The organism is Alphaproteobacteria bacterium (assembly GCA_017302575.1).
In the GTDB taxonomy this organism is placed as follows: domain Bacteria; phylum Pseudomonadota; class Alphaproteobacteria; order Rickettsiales; family UBA3002; genus JAFLDD01.
In genome coordinates this window covers 1,846,040-1,861,815 of sequence record JAFLDD010000001.1, presented here as the reverse complement: position 1 = coordinate 1,861,815, position 15,776 = coordinate 1,846,040, and the positions used below count along the sequence as shown (strand labels likewise).

The following is a 15,776-nucleotide window of genomic DNA, read 5'->3' as shown; positions in this document are numbered from 1 at the left end:
TCACCTGAAGAGCATATTTCCATCGCAAATGATCGAGCAACGTCTGAGACAAAGCAAAAGATGCAATATCAAGTGAAAGAGTGTTTTAGGAGCTATGGCGGGTTGCACTGGATTGACGATGTAGTATATCCCTACCCACCTACCTCAGAGAGATAAGGATTATCATGACCGAGAACCCAGCATTTGCCCGCATCGAGGCGGACATTAAAAACAACGATATCGTGCTTTACATGAAGGGCAGCAAAAAGCTCCCCCAATGCGGTTTCAGCGCCACCGTTGCAGCCGTGATGGAACGCTTGGGCATTAGCGAATATAAAGACATCAACGTGCTCGCCGACCAAGAAATCCGCGAAGGCATCAAAGCATTTGCCAATTGGCCAACCATCCCCCAGCTTTACATCAAGGGCGAATTCATCGGCGGTTGCGACATCGTACGCGATATGTACCAGTCAGGTGAATTACAGGCGCTTTTGAAAGAAAAAGGCATCGCTTTCAACGAGCAAAGCGCAGCTTAGGCTGCCTTACTGACGCCCCTGCCCCTTGCCCTTGGCTTGACCCAGCGCTGCCGAGACATTGGCAACCAAGCTCCCAAGCTCACGACGATTCACCTCCAGCCCTTGCTGCGGCTGTTCGATATTCACGCCAATCACACCCTTTTTCGCCAAATCCTGCCCCGTATGCTCTACCTGATGTTGCGTCATAGGACGTGCTAAAAAACTCTCGCGGATTTTGCGCAGCGTCTCCTCAGACATCACCCACATCAACCAACGCTGGAACACATTCTTTTGCTGCGCCTGCACCAACTGCTTTTGCTGTGCGATGATTTTATCAAGTTCTGTCGCTTTTTCCTGATCGCGCTCGCGCAGCATATCGCGGATTTTTTCGACAATCGCGACGCGCACATGCTCTGGCTCACCCTCAAGCATTTGGGCAAGTAACACGGCAATATCCTGCTCGCTCTGCCCTGCAGTAATTTGATTGATAAGATCGACAATCTCTTCCTGCTTATCGCGCAGGATATCTTCAATCGCAGAACTATTCAGATGGTGAGGTGACGTTTTTTTCATCCAGTAAGCCTAACACAGAACGAACGTAGTGAAAGTGAGAATTTATCGTTCAGGTGTTCTGGTTGGATCACTTCTGGTTGGCTGAAGTGGCGGGATGGAACGAAGTATTCCTAGCGCATTCTCTGCCACACCTTCACCAAAAGAAAAGTCGGTATTTAACGCCCCATATCGAAGAAATTCTTGCAACCTAGCCAGCGTGTAGGGATTCCCAGTAACCTGCGCAGCTAAAGCACAATTAAAGACGCTGCGCGTAAAGCCTTCTTGGATTGCAGAGGACTGAAAATAGCGCGCTAACTCCTCTGCACTGAGCTGTGTATTACCATCACTTCTCGCCGCTATTGCTAGCTCAGCGCCCAATTCATTATAGACATTCAACTCATACTGATTCTGCTCCCGCCTCGCCTCAGCCAATTCAGGCTTATAACTATTGCCATTGGTAGGAGGCTTTGGCGTACCTTTAATGATAGAGTCGATGACTGCTTGATCTTCATCGCTCATTGGTTCGCCCCAATCCTTAAGTGAAGGCGGAAGCGGGCCTAGCCGTTTGTCATCTTGCTCATCCATGCCCAATTATAGTGTGAAAAGCCTTAATTAAGCCTTAAACCACATAACAAAAAAGGCCGCACAAAGGCGGCCTTTTTCTCATTATAAACCAATTTATTAGCGGCTGTAGAATTCCACCACCAGATTTGGTTCCATTTGAACAGGATATGGAACTTCAGCAAGTTTTGGCGCGCGAGCGAAGGTTGCCTTCACTGCTGCTTCGTCCATGCTGATATAGTCAGGCACATCACGCTCAGGTGACGCCATTGACTCAACCACAATCGCGAGTTGCTTCGATTTTTGCTTCACTTCGATCACATCGTTTTCTTTCACGATGTAAGAAGGAATGTTCACGCGCTTACCATTCACGAGTACGTGGCCATGGTTTACGAACTGGCGAGCAGCGAATACGGTTGGCACCACGCACATACGGTACACAACAGCATCCAAACGGCTCTCGAGCAAGCCGATGAGGTTCTCGCTGGTATCACCTTTCATACGCATTGCTTCCACGTAGGTCTTGTGGAACTGCTTCTCGGTGATGTTACCGTAGTATGCTTTCAGTTTTTGCTTAGCGCGCAACTGCGTACCATAGTCCGACAGTTTCTTGCGAGCGTTACCGTGCTGGCCTGGGCCATACGCACGACGGTTTAGAGGGTCCTTAGCGCGACCCCAGAGGTTTTCACCCAAACGGCGGGAAATTTTGTATTTAACGGCATGACGTTTCGACATGACCAAACTCCTTGCAACAATGTTCTATCCCTACAAAAACCCTTATGCTCGGTGGAGAGGGATATGCGCTCCGACCCCGAAAGGGAGGCGCAAAATAGACAAATTTGGCTTGGAGTCAAGGCTAAATTCCCGTTATTCGAGCGCCAGTAGGCGCGAGTCAGCCATGAGCTGGCATAGCCACGCTTAGGACTAGTCAGCATGACGATGTCCGAAGCATTGAAAAATAGGATTAAATCGGAGATTTAAGACTAAACGTTGGTAGCTGGCTGACCCTGAGCAGCCATACGGCGCTGTTCTTCCATCTCCGCCATCGAGACACCACCTGAGCGGAAACGTGACTCCAGCAATGCAGCTTCCTGTGGGCTAACCGAATTCATATATGGGCTCTGCATCATGGCTTGCTGAACAGCCGCTTGGGTTTGCAGTGCGTCTTGGCGCTGCCCCTTCTGCCACTCATGAAGACCATAAGCACCACCTGCAGCAACTACCGTACCCGTAGTAAGGAAAGGGTTAGACAAATGCGCTACAGCAAGCTTACGCCCACCAAAACCAACAAGTCTGCCAGCCCACTCAAACGGAGCACGAATACCAGCCGTGATATAATCGACAGGACCAGCAACTAATCTTCCAAACGCTCCAGTATGTTCGTTTCGGCCGCTAAACTTACCAATATCTACAATGTCGTATTGAATTTTTCCGTCAACTTTTATGATTTTACCAGCTTCATCAAGCATTGGAGTTTTGCGTTTACCTGCCTTCAGTAAGGCAGCAGCTTCATGGCGTGCTTCTTTGCTTGCGAAGGTTTTACCGACAGCGCTGGCAAAATCACCCAGCCCGTCTAAACCTCTTTGCAAACCTCTTACAACATTCACCATAACTTATCTCCTACCGAGCTGCCTCGAGTTGCAGGCCATTCATGCGACCATCATATTGCGCTGCTTGTAGTGCGCTGTGATCTGCTTGCAGCATCGTGCTTGCACCTGCGTAACGGTCACCCGCGCGCGCTTGTGGTTGCGATGCTTGCATAATCATTGCTTGCGATTGTAGCGCCTGAATTTCGGCGTTCATCATTTGTGCTGCGCCACGCTCTTGGCTAATGCGCGTATCTGCTCTGTCGTAGCCATCAAATCCACCTTTAACGGCTCCAAAGAAACCCGTGATAGGCGAAATTAACGCACCTACTACTGCACCTAAAGCACCCGTTCCTACAACTGCCCAAAAGACATTTGCAATATTAGCACTTACTTCAGCGCCGCCAAGTAAACTACTCAAAGCAGTCCCGACTGCTGCCCAACCAATCGTTGCACCTACGAGGCCAACTACAGCTCCGAAAAGTGCAAGACCGCCAATGGTCCACGCTACAGTGCTGATACCTTTTTCTGCTGCACCACCTGCTGTGCCGCCAGCACGCGTAAAGACTGCACCTACGGTTGAGTGGTTATAAGGTACAATCGGTTCTTCTCTTTTGTCACCCATGGTGAACTCCTACTAATTTCTTACCTTGCAGTATAACCAAAGAGATCGTCTAGTAGTGTGAAGGTTTTGTGACATTTGAGAGGGGGGGGTAGGGTTAATCAAAGAACCGCGTAGCGCCGTAGCTGCGCGAGCCGCGAAGCGGCGGAGGGGGCCTACGGGGGAACAAAGCGTTCACCCGCACTTAATAACGCCTAATGTCCACGCCCCATACCACTTGATGGGCCAGACACCTGATCCCGCCAATAGGTTGCATTTTCAGCATTTTGTTGTAGTTGGCGGTCAAAATTCGAGTCATTGATACGGTCGATAGCATCACCCGTTGAAACGGCCTGCGGCCCTGCCGTCGCTGTCCGCATGCGTGCCCGCGCCGCCTCACGACGCTCCATACGCTCCGCGCGTGTGAACCCACCCGTAAGCGCCCCTGCGGCCGCACCAAGTGCCATACCGCCAACGGTAGCAGCAAGCGTGCAACCTATCACAAGTCCGACAAACGACATGGAAGCCAAGAGTGGCGGTGCGCCAAAAATTCCCATGACCACACCACTGGCCAAGCCGAACTTAAAGCCACGATTACCCCATTGGGACATACCATCGAGTGTGCCACCAATCGTACCTGCAATAAAATTACCCGTTGCACGGAACGGCATCATGAAATCGAGATGAAAGCCTTTGCCCGCAGGCTTTGGCCTCGGTTGCGTGGGCGCGGGTTGCTGTGGTGGTCTGGCTGCTGCCATACACTCTCCTTCACCGTAAATTATAGAAGATTGGTTGCGGAAAAATGTGAAGCTTTTATGACGTTTTATTTACCCGCCAGCGCTTTGATAATGCCTCTCCACGTCGCCACTTCGTAGCTCGAGAAGCCAGCGCGCATAAGACTCGCGCGGATGTTCTTCCACATGATTTCTTTCTTTTCTGGCACACGCCAGAAATTCGTATCATCCAGCGCAACTTCAAGCTGACCAAACATGCCGAGCAGTTCCTCGCGCGGCGCTGGCGCATCGATAGCAGTCTGTTGCACTTCATCGCCAAGGCCACTTAACCACCACTCATAGCCAACGATACCCACTGCCTGCGCAATATTGAGTGACGAATATTTCTCCGATACTGGAATCGTCAAAATAGCGTTCGCTGCGGCAATATCTTCATTCTCAAGCCCCGTACGTTCAGGCCCAAATAAGATGCTCACCTTTTGCCCTGCTGCAATCTTCGCGTGCAACTCAGGCATAACTTCGCGTGGCGTAGTCACGGGTAAATTCACCACCCTGTCACGCGCCGTGGTGGCGAGCACAAATTGCGCATCCGCCACCGCTTCAGCAGTGGTGTTAAAGAGCGATGCATCGTCAATCACCTCAAGCGCCCTACCCGCAGTGTCAGAGGCTTTGGGGTTCGGCCAGCCATCACGCGGCGCAACCAGCCGCAGCTCAGACAGGCCAAAATTGGCCATATTCCGCGCCGCCGAACCAATATTCTCGCCCATTTGGGGACGAATTAACGTTATATTAAGGGTACCTACCATATACTGGTCTTAATATGCTGGCTAAAGGAAGGCCAAGGTTTTTTAGCTATGGCGAATACGAACGACACTGATCTGGATATTATTCAGACCACGCAACCCGACATTCCTGAAGTGGTGAACCCACCTGCTGCGACTGATGTTATTCGTATCCCACAGGCACAGCTTAAGATGCAGAATTCATTAACTTCACCGCCGCAACCTGCACTTCCGCCGCTACCCAATATTCCCTTACAGCCCTATGTCGCCAATCGTGAAGATTATGTAGATGTCATTGTTGAAGACCAGTGGCACGTACAGCAACAACAACCACTCCCTCTTAACTTACCCAGCCCTGAATTTGACTATAGCCGCATTCGCCTAGACGGCAGCCTGCTCAATTTAGGCGTCACCTATACACCCGAACCAGACATTCTGCGCGGCTTCGCGCAGGACAATGACGCGCGCGCCGACAATGCAGGCGATAGAGCACTGCAATCCATCACCGCATTAGATTTTGGTGGATTAGGTAACGTCGCCTATGACTGGACCGTCGGTAGCATAGCCAAAGCCGTCAGCGATAATCTGCATGATTACAGCGTCGATCCTATCATACCCAATCAAGCACAAATCGCCATGGATCAAATGTCGGCAGGCTTTCGTGGCCAACAGTTGATTGGATCGCTTGAACCCGTAGATATTCAACTACAGCTTTTCTCGAAAGATCTGGGACCCTTCCATCTTGAAGTAGGCGGCCAGCAAGTAAGTTTTCCTTACCTTGACCTAGAGGATGGCAATATCAAGCACCGCGATGACATACGCTGGGGCGCAACGCTCTCCATACCTATGGGTAATGGCAGCAGCAGAGATCGCTAACGCTACTTCTTATTCTTCAATAGAAAATACGTAATCGCATCATTGAGTGCGTTGTAAGACGCATCAATCACGTTGTGGCTCACGCCAATCGTCGTCCAGCTCTTGCCGTGTTCGTCTTTGCTTTCAATCATCACGCGCGTCAGCGCGGCGGTGGCTTCCTGCGGCGTTAGAATCCGCACTTTATAATCGCTCAAATGCATACGCTTCAAATGCGGGTAATGCGGCAGCAGCGCCTTACGAATCGCCGCGTCCATCGCGTTTACGGGGCCATTTCCTTCCGCCACCGTCATCACCGACTCGCCCTTAACCGTGAGCTTCACCGTCGCTTCCGACATGGTGACTTGCTTACCCTTCGCATTAATGCGCCGCTCATCCAGCACCCTGAAACTATGCAGTTGGTAAATTTGCGGAACAGCATCGAGCATGGTGCGCGCCATCAACTCAAAGCTAGCCTCCGCATCCTCGTACGCATAGCCAATCGCTTCGCGCTCTTTTACCGCCTTCACTAAATCTGTCAGGCCTTCATCTTCCGCGTCAATCTTCAAACCCATCTGGCTCAGGCGGTTGACGATGTTCGCACGACCCGCCTTATCCGACACTAAAATCAAGCGGCGATTGCCCACTTTCGCAGGATCGATATGCTCGTAGCTGCGCGAATCTTTATTCATCGCACTCACATGCAGCCCACCCTTATGTGCAAACGCCGAAGCGCCCACATAAGCCGCATGACGATTAGGCGCACGGTTCAGGCGTTCATCTATCAAGCGCGATACGCTGGTAAGTTTCTCTAATTGCTTCTCGCTAATACCAGTTTTGAACCCCATTTTCAGCATGAGGGTTGGGATGATAGCTACCAAATTGGCATTACCACAACGCTCACCGATACCATTCATCGTGCCTTGCACTTGGCGTGCGCCAGCTTCCACTGCTGCCAGCGAATTCGCCACCGCTTGCTCCGTATCATTATGGCAATGTATGCCAAGATTCGCGCTAGGGATCTTCTTTTTGATTTCGCTCACAATGCGTTTCACATCACTCGGCAGCGAACCACCATTCGTATCACACAGCACAATCCATGATGCGCCCGCATCATGTGCTGCACGAATCACCTCAAGCGCATATTCAGGGTTGGCGTTGTAGCCATCAAAGAAATGCTCCGCGTCAAAATGCACTTCGCGCTTTTTATTTTTTGCATGCTGAATCGACTCTTCCACCATGCGAATATTCTCTTTCTTCGAAATCTTAAGCGCAGCTTCCACCTGCCAGTCCCACGCCTTGCCAACAAGGCATATACTCGGCGTTCCCGCATTCAGCACATCTTGCAAACCAGTATCGTTACTAGCGCTTCGCCCTGCTCTACGCGTCATACCGAATGCGGTTAACTTTGCGCGCTTCAACTGCGGAGCATTGGCAAAAAACGCATCATCCGTTGGGTTGGCGCCTGGCCATCCACCCTCGACATAGTCAATGCCAAACGTATCAAGCGCTTCGGCGATTGCGATTTTATCGGCAGCCGAAAAGTCAACGCCACGGGCTTGCGCACCATCGCGTAAGGTCGAGTCATAAAGGTAAATGCGCTCACTCATGAGTGTTTCTTACCATGCTTATCGCGTTTGTGAATGAGGTATTTTTCCGTAGCAAAATACGTGATGGTGATGGTCCACCCAATCAGGACAAGCCCCAAAATCGCTTCTACCGCAATCATCAGGCGCATATCACCTTTCGGGTACACATCGCCTAATCCAAGCGATGAATAGGTTACGCCAGAGAAATAGATATAGTTAAGCAGGTGATGTTCCTCGACGCCACCAAGCATGCCGAATTGCGTGTAGCTCGCTAGCACATAATAGGTAATACCAAACAACCAAATCACTGCCGTATGGCCAATGAAGGTTGCCAATATGGTAAGCAGAATCTGGCTACGTGGCTTGCCCTCGAACTTTGGTAACAACAGCCACAAATGGGCGAGAATCTCATAAAAAATCACCACGCCAGCAATAATCAGCGCCAGACAAATGAGTGATGCAATGAGGAAAGAGACAAGCATTATGCCCTCCTCCACGTCGTGCCAGTTGCGCTGTCTTCAAGCACAATCCCCTTCGCTTTGAGCATCTCGCGTATGGCGTCCGAGGTCGCAAAATCACGTGCTTTTTTTGCGGCATTGCGTGCTTCGATTTGTACTTCAATCCACAGCGTATCTTCGCCCTCACCTTGGAACCATGCTTGCGCATCCATCTGCAGCAAACCGAGCATGTTTGCCGTGGCTTTAAGTGTCGAACCCGTCAAGGTCTGCAAGCGCGCCAGCGCTTTAGGCGTATTCAAATTATCGCGCAATGCTTCGAGCACTTCGTCATCCGCCTTACCGCCCGCAGGCGCGTCTTGACGATAGAGCCTATCCATCACCTTCTGCGCATCACCGAGCAATTTCTCGCTCCAATCGAGCGGTTCATTATAGCGCGTGAGCATCAAGGCGAAACGAATCACCTCACCCTTCACACCTTTTTGCAGCAAGTCATGCACGGTAATGAAGTTGCCTAGGCTTTTGCTCATCTTCTCACCTTCGACGGTGAGGAATCCATTATGCACCCAGTATTTTGCGAAATGACTTTCGGGGTGCGCACAGGTCGATTGCGCAATTTCATTTTCATGATGCGGGAACATCAAATCTGCACCACCGCCATGAATGTCAAAATCCGCCCCCAAATGCGTATGCGACATCGCCGAGCACTCAATATGCCAACCTGGGCGGCCAATGCCCCATGGCGATTCAAACTTGCTCGAAGGGTCGTCTTTCTCGCTCGCGGGTTTCCACAACACGAAATCGCCCGCATATTTTTTGTACGGCGCTACTTCCACGCGCGCACCCGCCACCATATCGTCCACCGAGCGACGGCTCAGGCAGCCATAATTGGGGTTGGTTTGCACGGCAAACAGCACATGCCCTTCCGCAACATACGCATGGCCTTTGGCAATGAGCGACTCAATCATCGTAATCATCTGCGCGATATGCTCGGTTGCCTTGGGCTCCATGCTTGGGCGCAGACACCCTAACGCTGCCATGTCCTCATGGAACTGGCTGGTGATTTCTTGAGTCAGCGCTTGAATGGTAATGCCACGTTCAACAGCGGCCGCATTAATCTTATCATCCACGTCCGTGATATTGCGCACATAGGTAACGTTAGGGAATTCATGCTTCAGCAAACGGTACAGCACATCATACACCACCACCGAGCGCGCATTGCCGATATGGGGTCGCGCATAAACCGTCGGCCCGCACACATAGAGTTTAATGTGTTTCGGGTCATACGGCGCGAAGGCTTCAACCTGACGCGTTAAGCTATTGGAAAGGCGTATGTTACTCATGAAAAGGCTTATACGCGATTCGCTGGCGGATGTAAACGTTGCCTTGATTAGGCTAATCGCCCAGCTTCTCTCTCTTCGCGAAGCCTCTGATGATAAAGTTCAACAGCGCGCTGCCTTAGAATAGCTTCATCCGCAGGCGAGAGTAATCTATCTGCAATCTCGCTCATATCGCTGAGTTGCACAGCATCAGCACTCAATCTAGCCATTCCTAGCATGCCTCGCGCAACTTCACTTCTATTTCTATGTTCGATAGACTCATCCAATCTAATATCTCTAGCAATCTCCAAAAGTTCACTTCTGCTAGATTCAGGCAAATACCTATAAACATCAATGCGATCCTGCAGAGAACGGGTAAGCCGATCAATGTAAGGTTGATTTAAATGGCTGATGTCAGAATTATCGAATCTCGTTAAGCTGACGTCCTCCTCGAAGGTTTCATCTAGCATCCTTTGTACTTGTACATCCATGTACCATCTCTCTACCAAAGGACGTGCAATTGCTGCAAAATCTCTATCGATCGCTTGTCGCTGATTATTATTTAAGGCAGCCATGATCTCGCGTTGCTCAAGTATACCGTCCTGATTTGCATCACCAACGCTTTGTGCAAAACGCCACTTTTCGTAACGAGTTGTTGCCCAATCTAAAACTGCACCAATTCCAAATGCCATAGAAACCCATTGATTACACAGTCATTATAAACAATTTGTATGGGAATTATTGTTACGAAATGATGAAGATTTCTTATGCCACTTCGCCCATCAGACGTTTTTGGGCACGTTCGCGCCCAAGCATCGCAAATAACGCCTTCAGCTCTGGCCCATCGTGACGGGCGGTGAGAGCCATTCTAAGCGGCATGAAGAGCTCCTTGCCTTTACGGCCCGTCGCCTCTTTCACCTTATTCACGAATTCATCCCACGAATGCGCGCCCCACTCACCTTCAGGCAACAGGCTTGCAGCCTGATGCGTGAACTCTTTATCTTCAATGATAGGCGTAATGGGCTGTTGCAACAATTCGACCCAATCTTTCACTTCGGCAAGGCTTTTCAAGTTGCCACGAATCTGGTTCCAAAAACCTTCATCCACACTCGCGGGCAATTGCGCTTTCGCATCCGCATAGCTCATGTGATGCAGCAATTTCAGGTTCAAGCGTGCTAGCTCTTCAGGGTCGTAATTGGCCATGGCACGGCCCAGTTTCTCGATCGCAAAACTTTGCTCTAATGCCTGCAACGACTCACCTAATTCAATCGCATCCGACGTACCGATTTTTGCAAGATACGAAGCAAGCGCGAGTGGGAAAACACCTTCTTGGCGCAAGGAACGAATATCGCCTCCACCTTCACGCTTAGATATTTTTCCTTCTTTCATCTTCAAGAGTGCCATGTGCCCAAAGCGTGGCAGCTTGTGCCCCAGCGCTTCCATAATTTGCACCTGAATCGCCGTATTGCTCACATGGTCTTCACCACGAATAATATGGGTAATATTAAGCTCACCATCATCCACCGAGGTCGAAAGGGTGAATAGCGCCACGCCGTCTTCACGAATCAGCACGGGGTCGGAAATTTTCGCGCCATCAAACTCAACCTTGCCGCGCACCATATCGTCCCAAATGATAGGCGCATGATTCATTTTAAAGCGATAATGGGGCTTGCGACCTTCGCTTTCGTACTTCTTCTTCTCTTCATCTGTCAGCTTCAGCGCGCTGCGGTCATACATCGGCGGCAGACCACGGCTTGCCATCATCTTGCGCTTCACATCGATTTCTTCTGCCGTTTCGTAGCAGGCATATAAGCGGCCATCGGCCAGCAGTTTTTCTTTTGCGAGTTCATAACGGTCAAAACGATCTGACTGCTTGGCGAACGTGTCCCAGTTCAAGCCGAGCCATTTCAAATCTTCCTGAATGCCCTGCTCATATTCGGCGGTCGAACGCGCAAGGTCCGTATCATCGATACGCAGCATGAACTGCCCGCCCGCGTTCTTCGCGAACAGGTAGTTGATGAGAGCCGTACGCACGTTCCCCACATGGATCCAACCAGTGGGCGACGGCGCAAAACGAACAAGTACTTTATCTGACATGGGGGAGGCTCTATAGGATTTTGAAACGCATTACAAGAAGCGCCATTTGTTAGTAATCGGCCAACGGCGGTCACGACCAAAGGCCATGGGCGTCACTTTCACGCCTGGAGCGCTCTGGCGGCGCTTATATTCCGCCCCGATCACCATACGTGCTACGCGTGTCACCGTTTCTTCGTTCAAGCCTTCTGCAACCAACTCCGCCACTGCTAAGCGCCTCTCGATCAACCCGCGCAAGATAGTATCCAGCACATCGTATGGCGGCAGCGAGTCTTCGTCTTTTTGGTTATGGCGCAACTCTGCCGTAGGCGACTTGGTGATCATCCGCTCAGGAATCACCGCATTTTGCGTATTACGCCAACGCGACAGCTTGAACACCGTGGTTTTATACACGTCTTTCAGCACGGAAAACCCACCGCACATATCGCCATAAAGCGTTGCATAGCCCACCGACATTTCGGATTTGTTACCCGTAGTAAGCACCATATGACCAAACTTGTTCGATACCGCCATCAGCAACAACCCGCGCAAACGCGCTTGGATATTTTCTTCCGTCGTATCGTCTTTGCGGCCTGAAAATAAATTCTTGAGCGCCAGACGCGCCGCATCCATGAGCGCAGTGATTGGCACAGATTCGCAGCGAATCCCTAGGCTTTTGGCTAGCGCATCCGCGTCCTCAACACTGTCTTTCGAAGTAAAGGGCGACGAAAGTTTAATGCCGATGACCTTGTCAGCACCCAGCGCATCTACCGCGATGGCGGCACTCAAGCCCGAATCAATACCGCCCGAAAGTCCCAGCACCACGCTGGGGAATCCGTTCTTGGTCACATAGTCACGAAGGCCCAACACCAGCGCTTTATAGATCGTTTCAGCATTGCTCATATCGGCGGTTTTTGGGCCATCCACCACCTGCCAACCCATAGCTGTTTTCTCAAAGGTCACTAGCCCTAGGTGTTCCTCAAATGCTTTGAGCCACACCGCGTCCTTGCGGTTCGGCTCATGCACATAGGAGCGGCCATCAAACACCAATTCGTCCTGCCCGCCGACAAGATTGAGATACACCACTGGCAGCCCTGTCGCCTGCGATGCAGCCGACACTACTTGGCTACGCTGCCATGCCTTGCCAATATGGTAAGGCGACGCATTCTGCACTAGCAATATTTCAGCACCTTGCTTAGCAAGCAGCAGGGGCAATTCTGTGTCCCACACTTCTTCACAAATCAACACGCCAAGTTTATGGCCACGCCATGATAGCACGGTTGGTTCCGCACCTACGGCAAACACGCGCTTTTCATCAAACACGCCATAATTCGGCAAATCATGTTTCAAGCGGATACGCGTGGTTTTCCCAGCCTCTACCAACACACTGGCATTATAAATACGCCCCTGCTCTTCCCAGAGCGTCCCCAAGATCAGCGCACAGCGCAAATCCTTCGTGGCCATCGTTATGGCTTCCACCTGCGCACGGCACGCCGCACGAAAAGCAGGCATTAAAATAAGATCTTCAGGGGGATAGCCCGTTAGCACCATCTCAGGAGTGAGCAGTAAATCAGCACCTTGTGCATCGGCATCGCGCGCGGCTTGAATAATGCGCGTCGCGTTCCCCTCAATATCACCGACCGTGACATTAAGCTGGGCAAGGGCAATACGCAGCGTTTGACTCATAGCATCTTCATAAAAGGTTCACACACGCTTTGGCAAGCTTTGGTACAAATATCACAACAAATAGGAGATGGCGATGAGTCATGGAACCTTGTCAAAACTAAATGAAGTGATTGGCGGAAACTGGAGTTACAGGTCGGAGCGCAATATCTTCGAAAGCGACCTCCTGCATAGAAGCGTTGCTAACGATGTTTCCACCTGCCTGTCTGAAAGTCACGGCATTACTGCAAACGTGAACGACCCTCCACCACGCCGCACCGACGACAAAGTTACGTTGAGTATCAGTGGCGATGCGGATCTTTCAGCTCTATACAAAATGCAGCCCAGACCAAACTTGGTCGATCACTACACGAAACTGAGTGGTATTGCTGACTCGCCAGAACTCTATTAAATGCAACAAGCATCAATCACTTTAAGAGGCCGCTATGAAATGGTTCCAATCCACAACGAAATTCCTCGCTAATGAGCTAGGCGGTCAGTGGCAGGCACACCCAAATCCTGACTATAAATTCGACAGCACCACTTCACACCATGGTATGTTTCATCTACCTAAAGAAGAAGATATGATTAGCCATTTTTCTGCTGAATTCCCTACCCCAATAGGCATGAAGTTGATTGCAGCACTCGAAAAACATGGCGTATCAATCGAAACAATTGGTGGCAATAGCATGACGATTGAATTAACACCATCTCACGTTGACACACTTCGAGAAGCGGTTAGAAAACGTGGCAAATCTGAGCCAACGATTGCTGATTCAATCCTAGACCCACAGATGAGGCCTGCACCCTCAGCGTGGCGTGGGCGCTAGAGCGCCGCTTCAAGTTCTGGCAATATCTGGAACAGATCACCCACCAGCCCATAATCAGCGATTTCGAAAATCGGCGCATTCTCGTCTTTGTTAATCGCCACAATCACTTTGCTTTCTTTCATACCAGCAAGGTGCTGAATCGCACCTGAAATTCCCACCGCAATATAAAGCTCGGGGGCCACGACTTTACCCGTCTGTCCAACCTGATAATCATTTGGCACATAGCCTGCATCCACCGCAGCGCGCGACGCGCCAACTGCCGCATTCAGCTTTAAGGCAAGCTTATCGATAATCGCAAAGTTCTCTTTGCTGCCAACACCACGCCCGCCCGATACCACAACACGCGCACTGGTCAACTCTGGCCTATCACTCTTCACGCCTTCCATACCCACAAAGCGCGAGCTTGCAGCAACGGCAATGGCTGGCACATCCACCACTTCGGCACTGCCGCCAGTCTCCGCAACCTTATCAAAGCTCGTACCCCGCACTGTTATCACTTTTATCTTATCAAGCGATTGCACCGTCTCCAGAGCATTACCCGCATAGATCGGCCTGATGAACGTATCAGCACTTACAACGCTGGTAATTTCAGAAATCTGCTGAACATCAAGCAGTGCAGCAACGCGCGGCATGACGTCTTTTCCAACCGAAGTCGCCACCGCTAATATGTGCGAATATCCCGCAGCATATTCCGCAATAAATGGCGCCAAGTTTTCAGCAAGCGGGTGCGCATAAATCGCATCATCTTCTACCAAAATTTTGCGAACTCCTGCGAGTGATTTTGCAGCAGTTGTCACCGCAGCAATATTATGGCCCGCTAGCAGCACATCAATATCGCCGCCGATTTTTTGAGCCGCACCAATCGTCGCACGCGTCGCGGGGGTGATGAATGCACCGTCATGTTCTGCAACAACGAGAATACTCATTACACTACCTTCGCTTCATTCTTCAGTTTATCAACCAACTCTGCAACCGTCTTTACCTTCACGCCACCTTTGCGCTTCGCAGGTTCTTCTACTTTCAGCGTCTTCGTGCGCGACACTAAATCCACACCAAGCTCAGCAGCGGGAATCACAGTAAGCGGTTTGCTGCGCGCCTTCATAATATCAGGCAGCTTTGCATAGCGCGGCTCGTTCAATCGCAGGTCGGTCGTCACCACGGCTGGTAATTTCACAGCGATTGTCATCAAGCCACCATCAACCTCGCGGGTGACTTCTGCTTCATCGCCATTGATAACTAACTTCGACGCAAAGGTTGCCTGCGGCCAACCCAAAAGCGCCGCAAGCATTTGACCTGTTTGGTTGGCATCATCATCAATCGCCTGCTTGCCACAAATCACCAAATTCGGTGTTTCTTTCTGCACAATCGCGCGCAATAATTTTGCAGCAACAAGCGGTTCAATCGCGCCCTCGGTTTGCACCAAAATGGCTTTATCCGCACCAAGCGCAAGTGCTGTGCGAAGCGTTTCCTCGCTTGTCTTAGCGCCCATCGAAACGGCGATCACTTCCGTAGCGATACCTTTTTCTTTCAAGCGAATCGCCTCTTCCATGGCGATTTCGTCGAATGGATTCATCGACATTTTGACGTTCGCCAGTTCCACACCTGATTGGTCAGGCTTCACACGAATTTTGACGTTGTAATCGACAACTCTTTTGACCGGTACGAGAATACGCATCGAGAACTCCT

General features: G+C 50.7%; 19 protein-coding genes. 4 read left to right on the top strand and 15 right to left on the bottom strand.

Translation table 11 applies throughout. The features are described 5' to 3' along the window. Positions 1-164: 164 nt before the first annotated feature. The gene (gene grxD, locus J0M34_09515) at positions 165-515 is read left to right on the top strand and encodes a Grx4 family monothiol glutaredoxin (GenBank protein MBN8544486.1); all 351 of its coding nucleotides are present in this window, start codon (positions 165-167) and stop codon (positions 513-515) included. Between the two features lie 6 nt (positions 516-521). Here the strand turns inward: grxD and J0M34_09510 are convergent, their stop codons facing one another. The 7 genes from J0M34_09510 to J0M34_09480 all read right to left on the bottom strand — a co-directional run bounded on the left by J0M34_09510 (position 522) and on the right by J0M34_09480 (position 5,334). Beyond that, the gene (locus tag J0M34_09510) at positions 522-1,067 is read right to left on the bottom strand and encodes a hypothetical protein (protein MBN8544485.1); all 546 of its coding nucleotides are present in this window, start codon (positions 1,065-1,067) and stop codon (positions 522-524) included. A 42-nt stretch (positions 1,068-1,109) separates the two neighbouring features. Further along, complete coding sequence (locus J0M34_09505; GenBank protein MBN8544484.1) at positions 1,110-1,631, bottom strand: hypothetical protein; 522 nt, start codon at positions 1,629-1,631, stop codon at positions 1,110-1,112. Between the two features lie 96 nt (positions 1,632-1,727). Beyond that, complete coding sequence (gene rpsD / locus J0M34_09500) at positions 1,728-2,342, bottom strand: 30S ribosomal protein S4 (GenBank protein MBN8544483.1); 615 nt, start codon at positions 2,340-2,342, stop codon at positions 1,728-1,730. A 248-nt stretch (positions 2,343-2,590) separates the two neighbouring features. After that, positions 2,591-3,217, bottom strand: a complete 627-nt coding sequence (locus J0M34_09495; GenBank protein MBN8544482.1) for a hypothetical protein — start codon at positions 3,215-3,217, stop codon at positions 2,591-2,593. A gap of 10 nt (positions 3,218-3,227) precedes the next feature. Then, on the bottom strand, positions 3,228-3,818 hold the full coding sequence (locus J0M34_09490) for a hypothetical protein (protein MBN8544481.1): 591 nt from the start codon (positions 3,816-3,818) through the stop codon (positions 3,228-3,230). 191 nt (positions 3,819-4,009) lie between these two features. Continuing rightward, positions 4,010-4,552: a hypothetical protein gene (locus J0M34_09485; GenBank protein MBN8544480.1), complete on the bottom strand. Its 543-nt coding sequence runs from the start codon at positions 4,550-4,552 to the stop codon at positions 4,010-4,012. 65 nt (positions 4,553-4,617) lie between these two features. Continuing rightward, the gene (locus J0M34_09480) at positions 4,618-5,334 is read right to left on the bottom strand and encodes an RNA methyltransferase (GenBank protein MBN8544479.1); all 717 of its coding nucleotides are present in this window, start codon (positions 5,332-5,334) and stop codon (positions 4,618-4,620) included. A 48-nt stretch (positions 5,335-5,382) separates the two neighbouring features. Here J0M34_09480 and J0M34_09475 point away from each other — a divergent pair, with 48 nt between their 5' ends. Continuing rightward, complete coding sequence (locus tag J0M34_09475; GenBank protein ID MBN8544478.1) at positions 5,383-6,186, top strand: hypothetical protein; 804 nt, start codon at positions 5,383-5,385, stop codon at positions 6,184-6,186. 2 nt (positions 6,187-6,188) lie between these two features. Here J0M34_09475 and J0M34_09470 read toward each other — a convergent pair whose 3' ends face one another. From J0M34_09470 to J0M34_09445, 6 genes are all read right to left on the bottom strand, one after another. Further along, the gene (locus J0M34_09470; protein ID MBN8544477.1) at positions 6,189-7,772 is read right to left on the bottom strand and encodes a citramalate synthase; all 1,584 of its coding nucleotides are present in this window, start codon (positions 7,770-7,772) and stop codon (positions 6,189-6,191) included. Continuing rightward, positions 7,769-8,233 (bottom strand): two pore domain potassium channel family protein, encoded by a 465-nt coding sequence (locus J0M34_09465; protein MBN8544476.1) that lies wholly within the window; start codon positions 8,231-8,233, stop codon positions 7,769-7,771. The genes J0M34_09470 and J0M34_09465 overlap by 4 nt, the downstream gene beginning before the upstream one ends. Further along, positions 8,233-9,549 carry a cysteine--tRNA ligase gene (locus J0M34_09460; GenBank protein MBN8544475.1) on the bottom strand — a complete coding sequence of 439 codons (1,317 nt, stop codon included), beginning with the start codon at positions 9,547-9,549 and terminating at the stop codon, positions 8,233-8,235. Before J0M34_09460 ends, J0M34_09465 begins: the two co-directional genes overlap by 1 nt. A gap of 47 nt (positions 9,550-9,596) precedes the next feature. Beyond that, positions 9,597-10,217 (bottom strand): hypothetical protein, encoded by a 621-nt coding sequence (locus tag J0M34_09455; GenBank protein ID MBN8544474.1) that lies wholly within the window; start codon positions 10,215-10,217, stop codon positions 9,597-9,599. Positions 10,218-10,290: 73 nt separating this feature from the next. Then, positions 10,291-11,622: a glutamate--tRNA ligase gene (locus tag J0M34_09450; protein ID MBN8544473.1), complete on the bottom strand. Its 1,332-nt coding sequence runs from the start codon at positions 11,620-11,622 to the stop codon at positions 10,291-10,293. Positions 11,623-11,652: 30 nt separating this feature from the next. Then, positions 11,653-13,284 carry an NAD+ synthase gene (locus J0M34_09445; protein ID MBN8544472.1) on the bottom strand — a complete coding sequence of 544 codons (1,632 nt, stop codon included), beginning with the start codon at positions 13,282-13,284 and terminating at the stop codon, positions 11,653-11,655. 73 nt (positions 13,285-13,357) lie between these two features. On the opposite strand from J0M34_09445, the gene J0M34_09440 reads away from it, so the two are divergent. Beyond that, complete coding sequence (locus J0M34_09440; protein MBN8544471.1) at positions 13,358-13,672, top strand: hypothetical protein; 315 nt, start codon at positions 13,358-13,360, stop codon at positions 13,670-13,672. Positions 13,673-13,706: 34 nt separating this feature from the next. After that, complete coding sequence (locus J0M34_09435) at positions 13,707-14,090, top strand: hypothetical protein (protein ID MBN8544470.1); 384 nt, start codon at positions 13,707-13,709, stop codon at positions 14,088-14,090. On the opposite strand, the gene J0M34_09430 is transcribed toward J0M34_09435, so the two are convergent. Both J0M34_09430 and J0M34_09425 read right to left on the bottom strand, forming a co-directional pair. Then, positions 14,087-15,016 carry an FAD-binding protein gene (locus J0M34_09430; GenBank protein ID MBN8544469.1) on the bottom strand — a complete coding sequence of 310 codons (930 nt, stop codon included), beginning with the start codon at positions 15,014-15,016 and terminating at the stop codon, positions 14,087-14,089. The two genes, J0M34_09435 and J0M34_09430, sit on opposite strands and share 4 nt — an antisense overlap. After that, positions 15,016-15,765, bottom strand: coding sequence for an electron transfer flavoprotein subunit beta/FixA family protein (locus tag J0M34_09425; GenBank protein ID MBN8544468.1), 750 nt, complete (start codon positions 15,763-15,765; stop codon positions 15,016-15,018). The genes J0M34_09430 and J0M34_09425 overlap by 1 nt, the downstream gene beginning before the upstream one ends. Between the last annotated feature and the right edge of the window lie 11 nt (positions 15,766-15,776).

What these genes read in the sequence shown, in the direction of transcription:
- J0M34_09440 (MBN8544471.1), top strand. Translation starts at nt 13,358, where the DNA reads ATGAGTCATGGAACCTTGTCAAAACTAAATGAAGTGATTGGCGGAAAC.
- J0M34_09425 (MBN8544468.1), bottom strand. Translation starts at nt 15,765, where the DNA reads ATGCGTATTCTCGTACCGGTCAAAAGAGTTGTCGATTACAACGTCAAA.
- J0M34_09505 (MBN8544484.1), bottom strand. Translation starts at nt 1,631, where the DNA reads ATGGATGAGCAAGATGACAAACGGCTAGGCCCGCTTCCGCCTTCACTT.
- J0M34_09480 (MBN8544479.1), bottom strand. Translation starts at nt 5,334, where the DNA reads ATGGTAGGTACCCTTAATATAACGTTAATTCGTCCCCAAATGGGCGAG.
- J0M34_09445 (MBN8544472.1), bottom strand. Translation starts at nt 13,284, where the DNA reads ATGAGTCAAACGCTGCGTATTGCCCTTGCCCAGCTTAATGTCACGGTC.
- J0M34_09450 (MBN8544473.1), bottom strand. Translation starts at nt 11,622, where the DNA reads ATGTCAGATAAAGTACTTGTTCGTTTTGCGCCGTCGCCCACTGGTTGG.
- grxD (MBN8544486.1), top strand. Translation starts at nt 165, where the DNA reads ATGACCGAGAACCCAGCATTTGCCCGCATCGAGGCGGACATTAAAAAC.
- J0M34_09495 (MBN8544482.1), bottom strand. Translation starts at nt 3,217, where the DNA reads ATGGTGAATGTTGTAAGAGGTTTGCAAAGAGGTTTAGACGGGCTGGGT.
- J0M34_09460 (MBN8544475.1), bottom strand. Translation starts at nt 9,549, where the DNA reads ATGAGTAACATACGCCTTTCCAATAGCTTAACGCGTCAGGTTGAAGCC.
- J0M34_09475 (MBN8544478.1), top strand. Translation starts at nt 5,383, where the DNA reads ATGGCGAATACGAACGACACTGATCTGGATATTATTCAGACCACGCAA.
- J0M34_09435 (MBN8544470.1), top strand. Translation starts at nt 13,707, where the DNA reads ATGAAATGGTTCCAATCCACAACGAAATTCCTCGCTAATGAGCTAGGC.
- J0M34_09455 (MBN8544474.1), bottom strand. Translation starts at nt 10,217, where the DNA reads ATGGCATTTGGAATTGGTGCAGTTTTAGATTGGGCAACAACTCGTTAC.
- J0M34_09485 (MBN8544480.1), bottom strand. Translation starts at nt 4,552, where the DNA reads ATGGCAGCAGCCAGACCACCACAGCAACCCGCGCCCACGCAACCGAGG.
- J0M34_09510 (MBN8544485.1), bottom strand. Translation starts at nt 1,067, where the DNA reads ATGAAAAAAACGTCACCTCACCATCTGAATAGTTCTGCGATTGAAGAT.
- J0M34_09465 (MBN8544476.1), bottom strand. Translation starts at nt 8,233, where the DNA reads ATGCTTGTCTCTTTCCTCATTGCATCACTCATTTGTCTGGCGCTGATT.
- J0M34_09490 (MBN8544481.1), bottom strand. Translation starts at nt 3,818, where the DNA reads ATGGGTGACAAAAGAGAAGAACCGATTGTACCTTATAACCACTCAACC.
- J0M34_09470 (MBN8544477.1), bottom strand. Translation starts at nt 7,772, where the DNA reads ATGAGTGAGCGCATTTACCTTTATGACTCGACCTTACGCGATGGTGCG.
- rpsD (MBN8544483.1), bottom strand. Translation starts at nt 2,342, where the DNA reads ATGTCGAAACGTCATGCCGTTAAATACAAAATTTCCCGCCGTTTGGGT.
- J0M34_09430 (MBN8544469.1), bottom strand. Translation starts at nt 15,016, where the DNA reads ATGAGTATTCTCGTTGTTGCAGAACATGACGGTGCATTCATCACCCCC.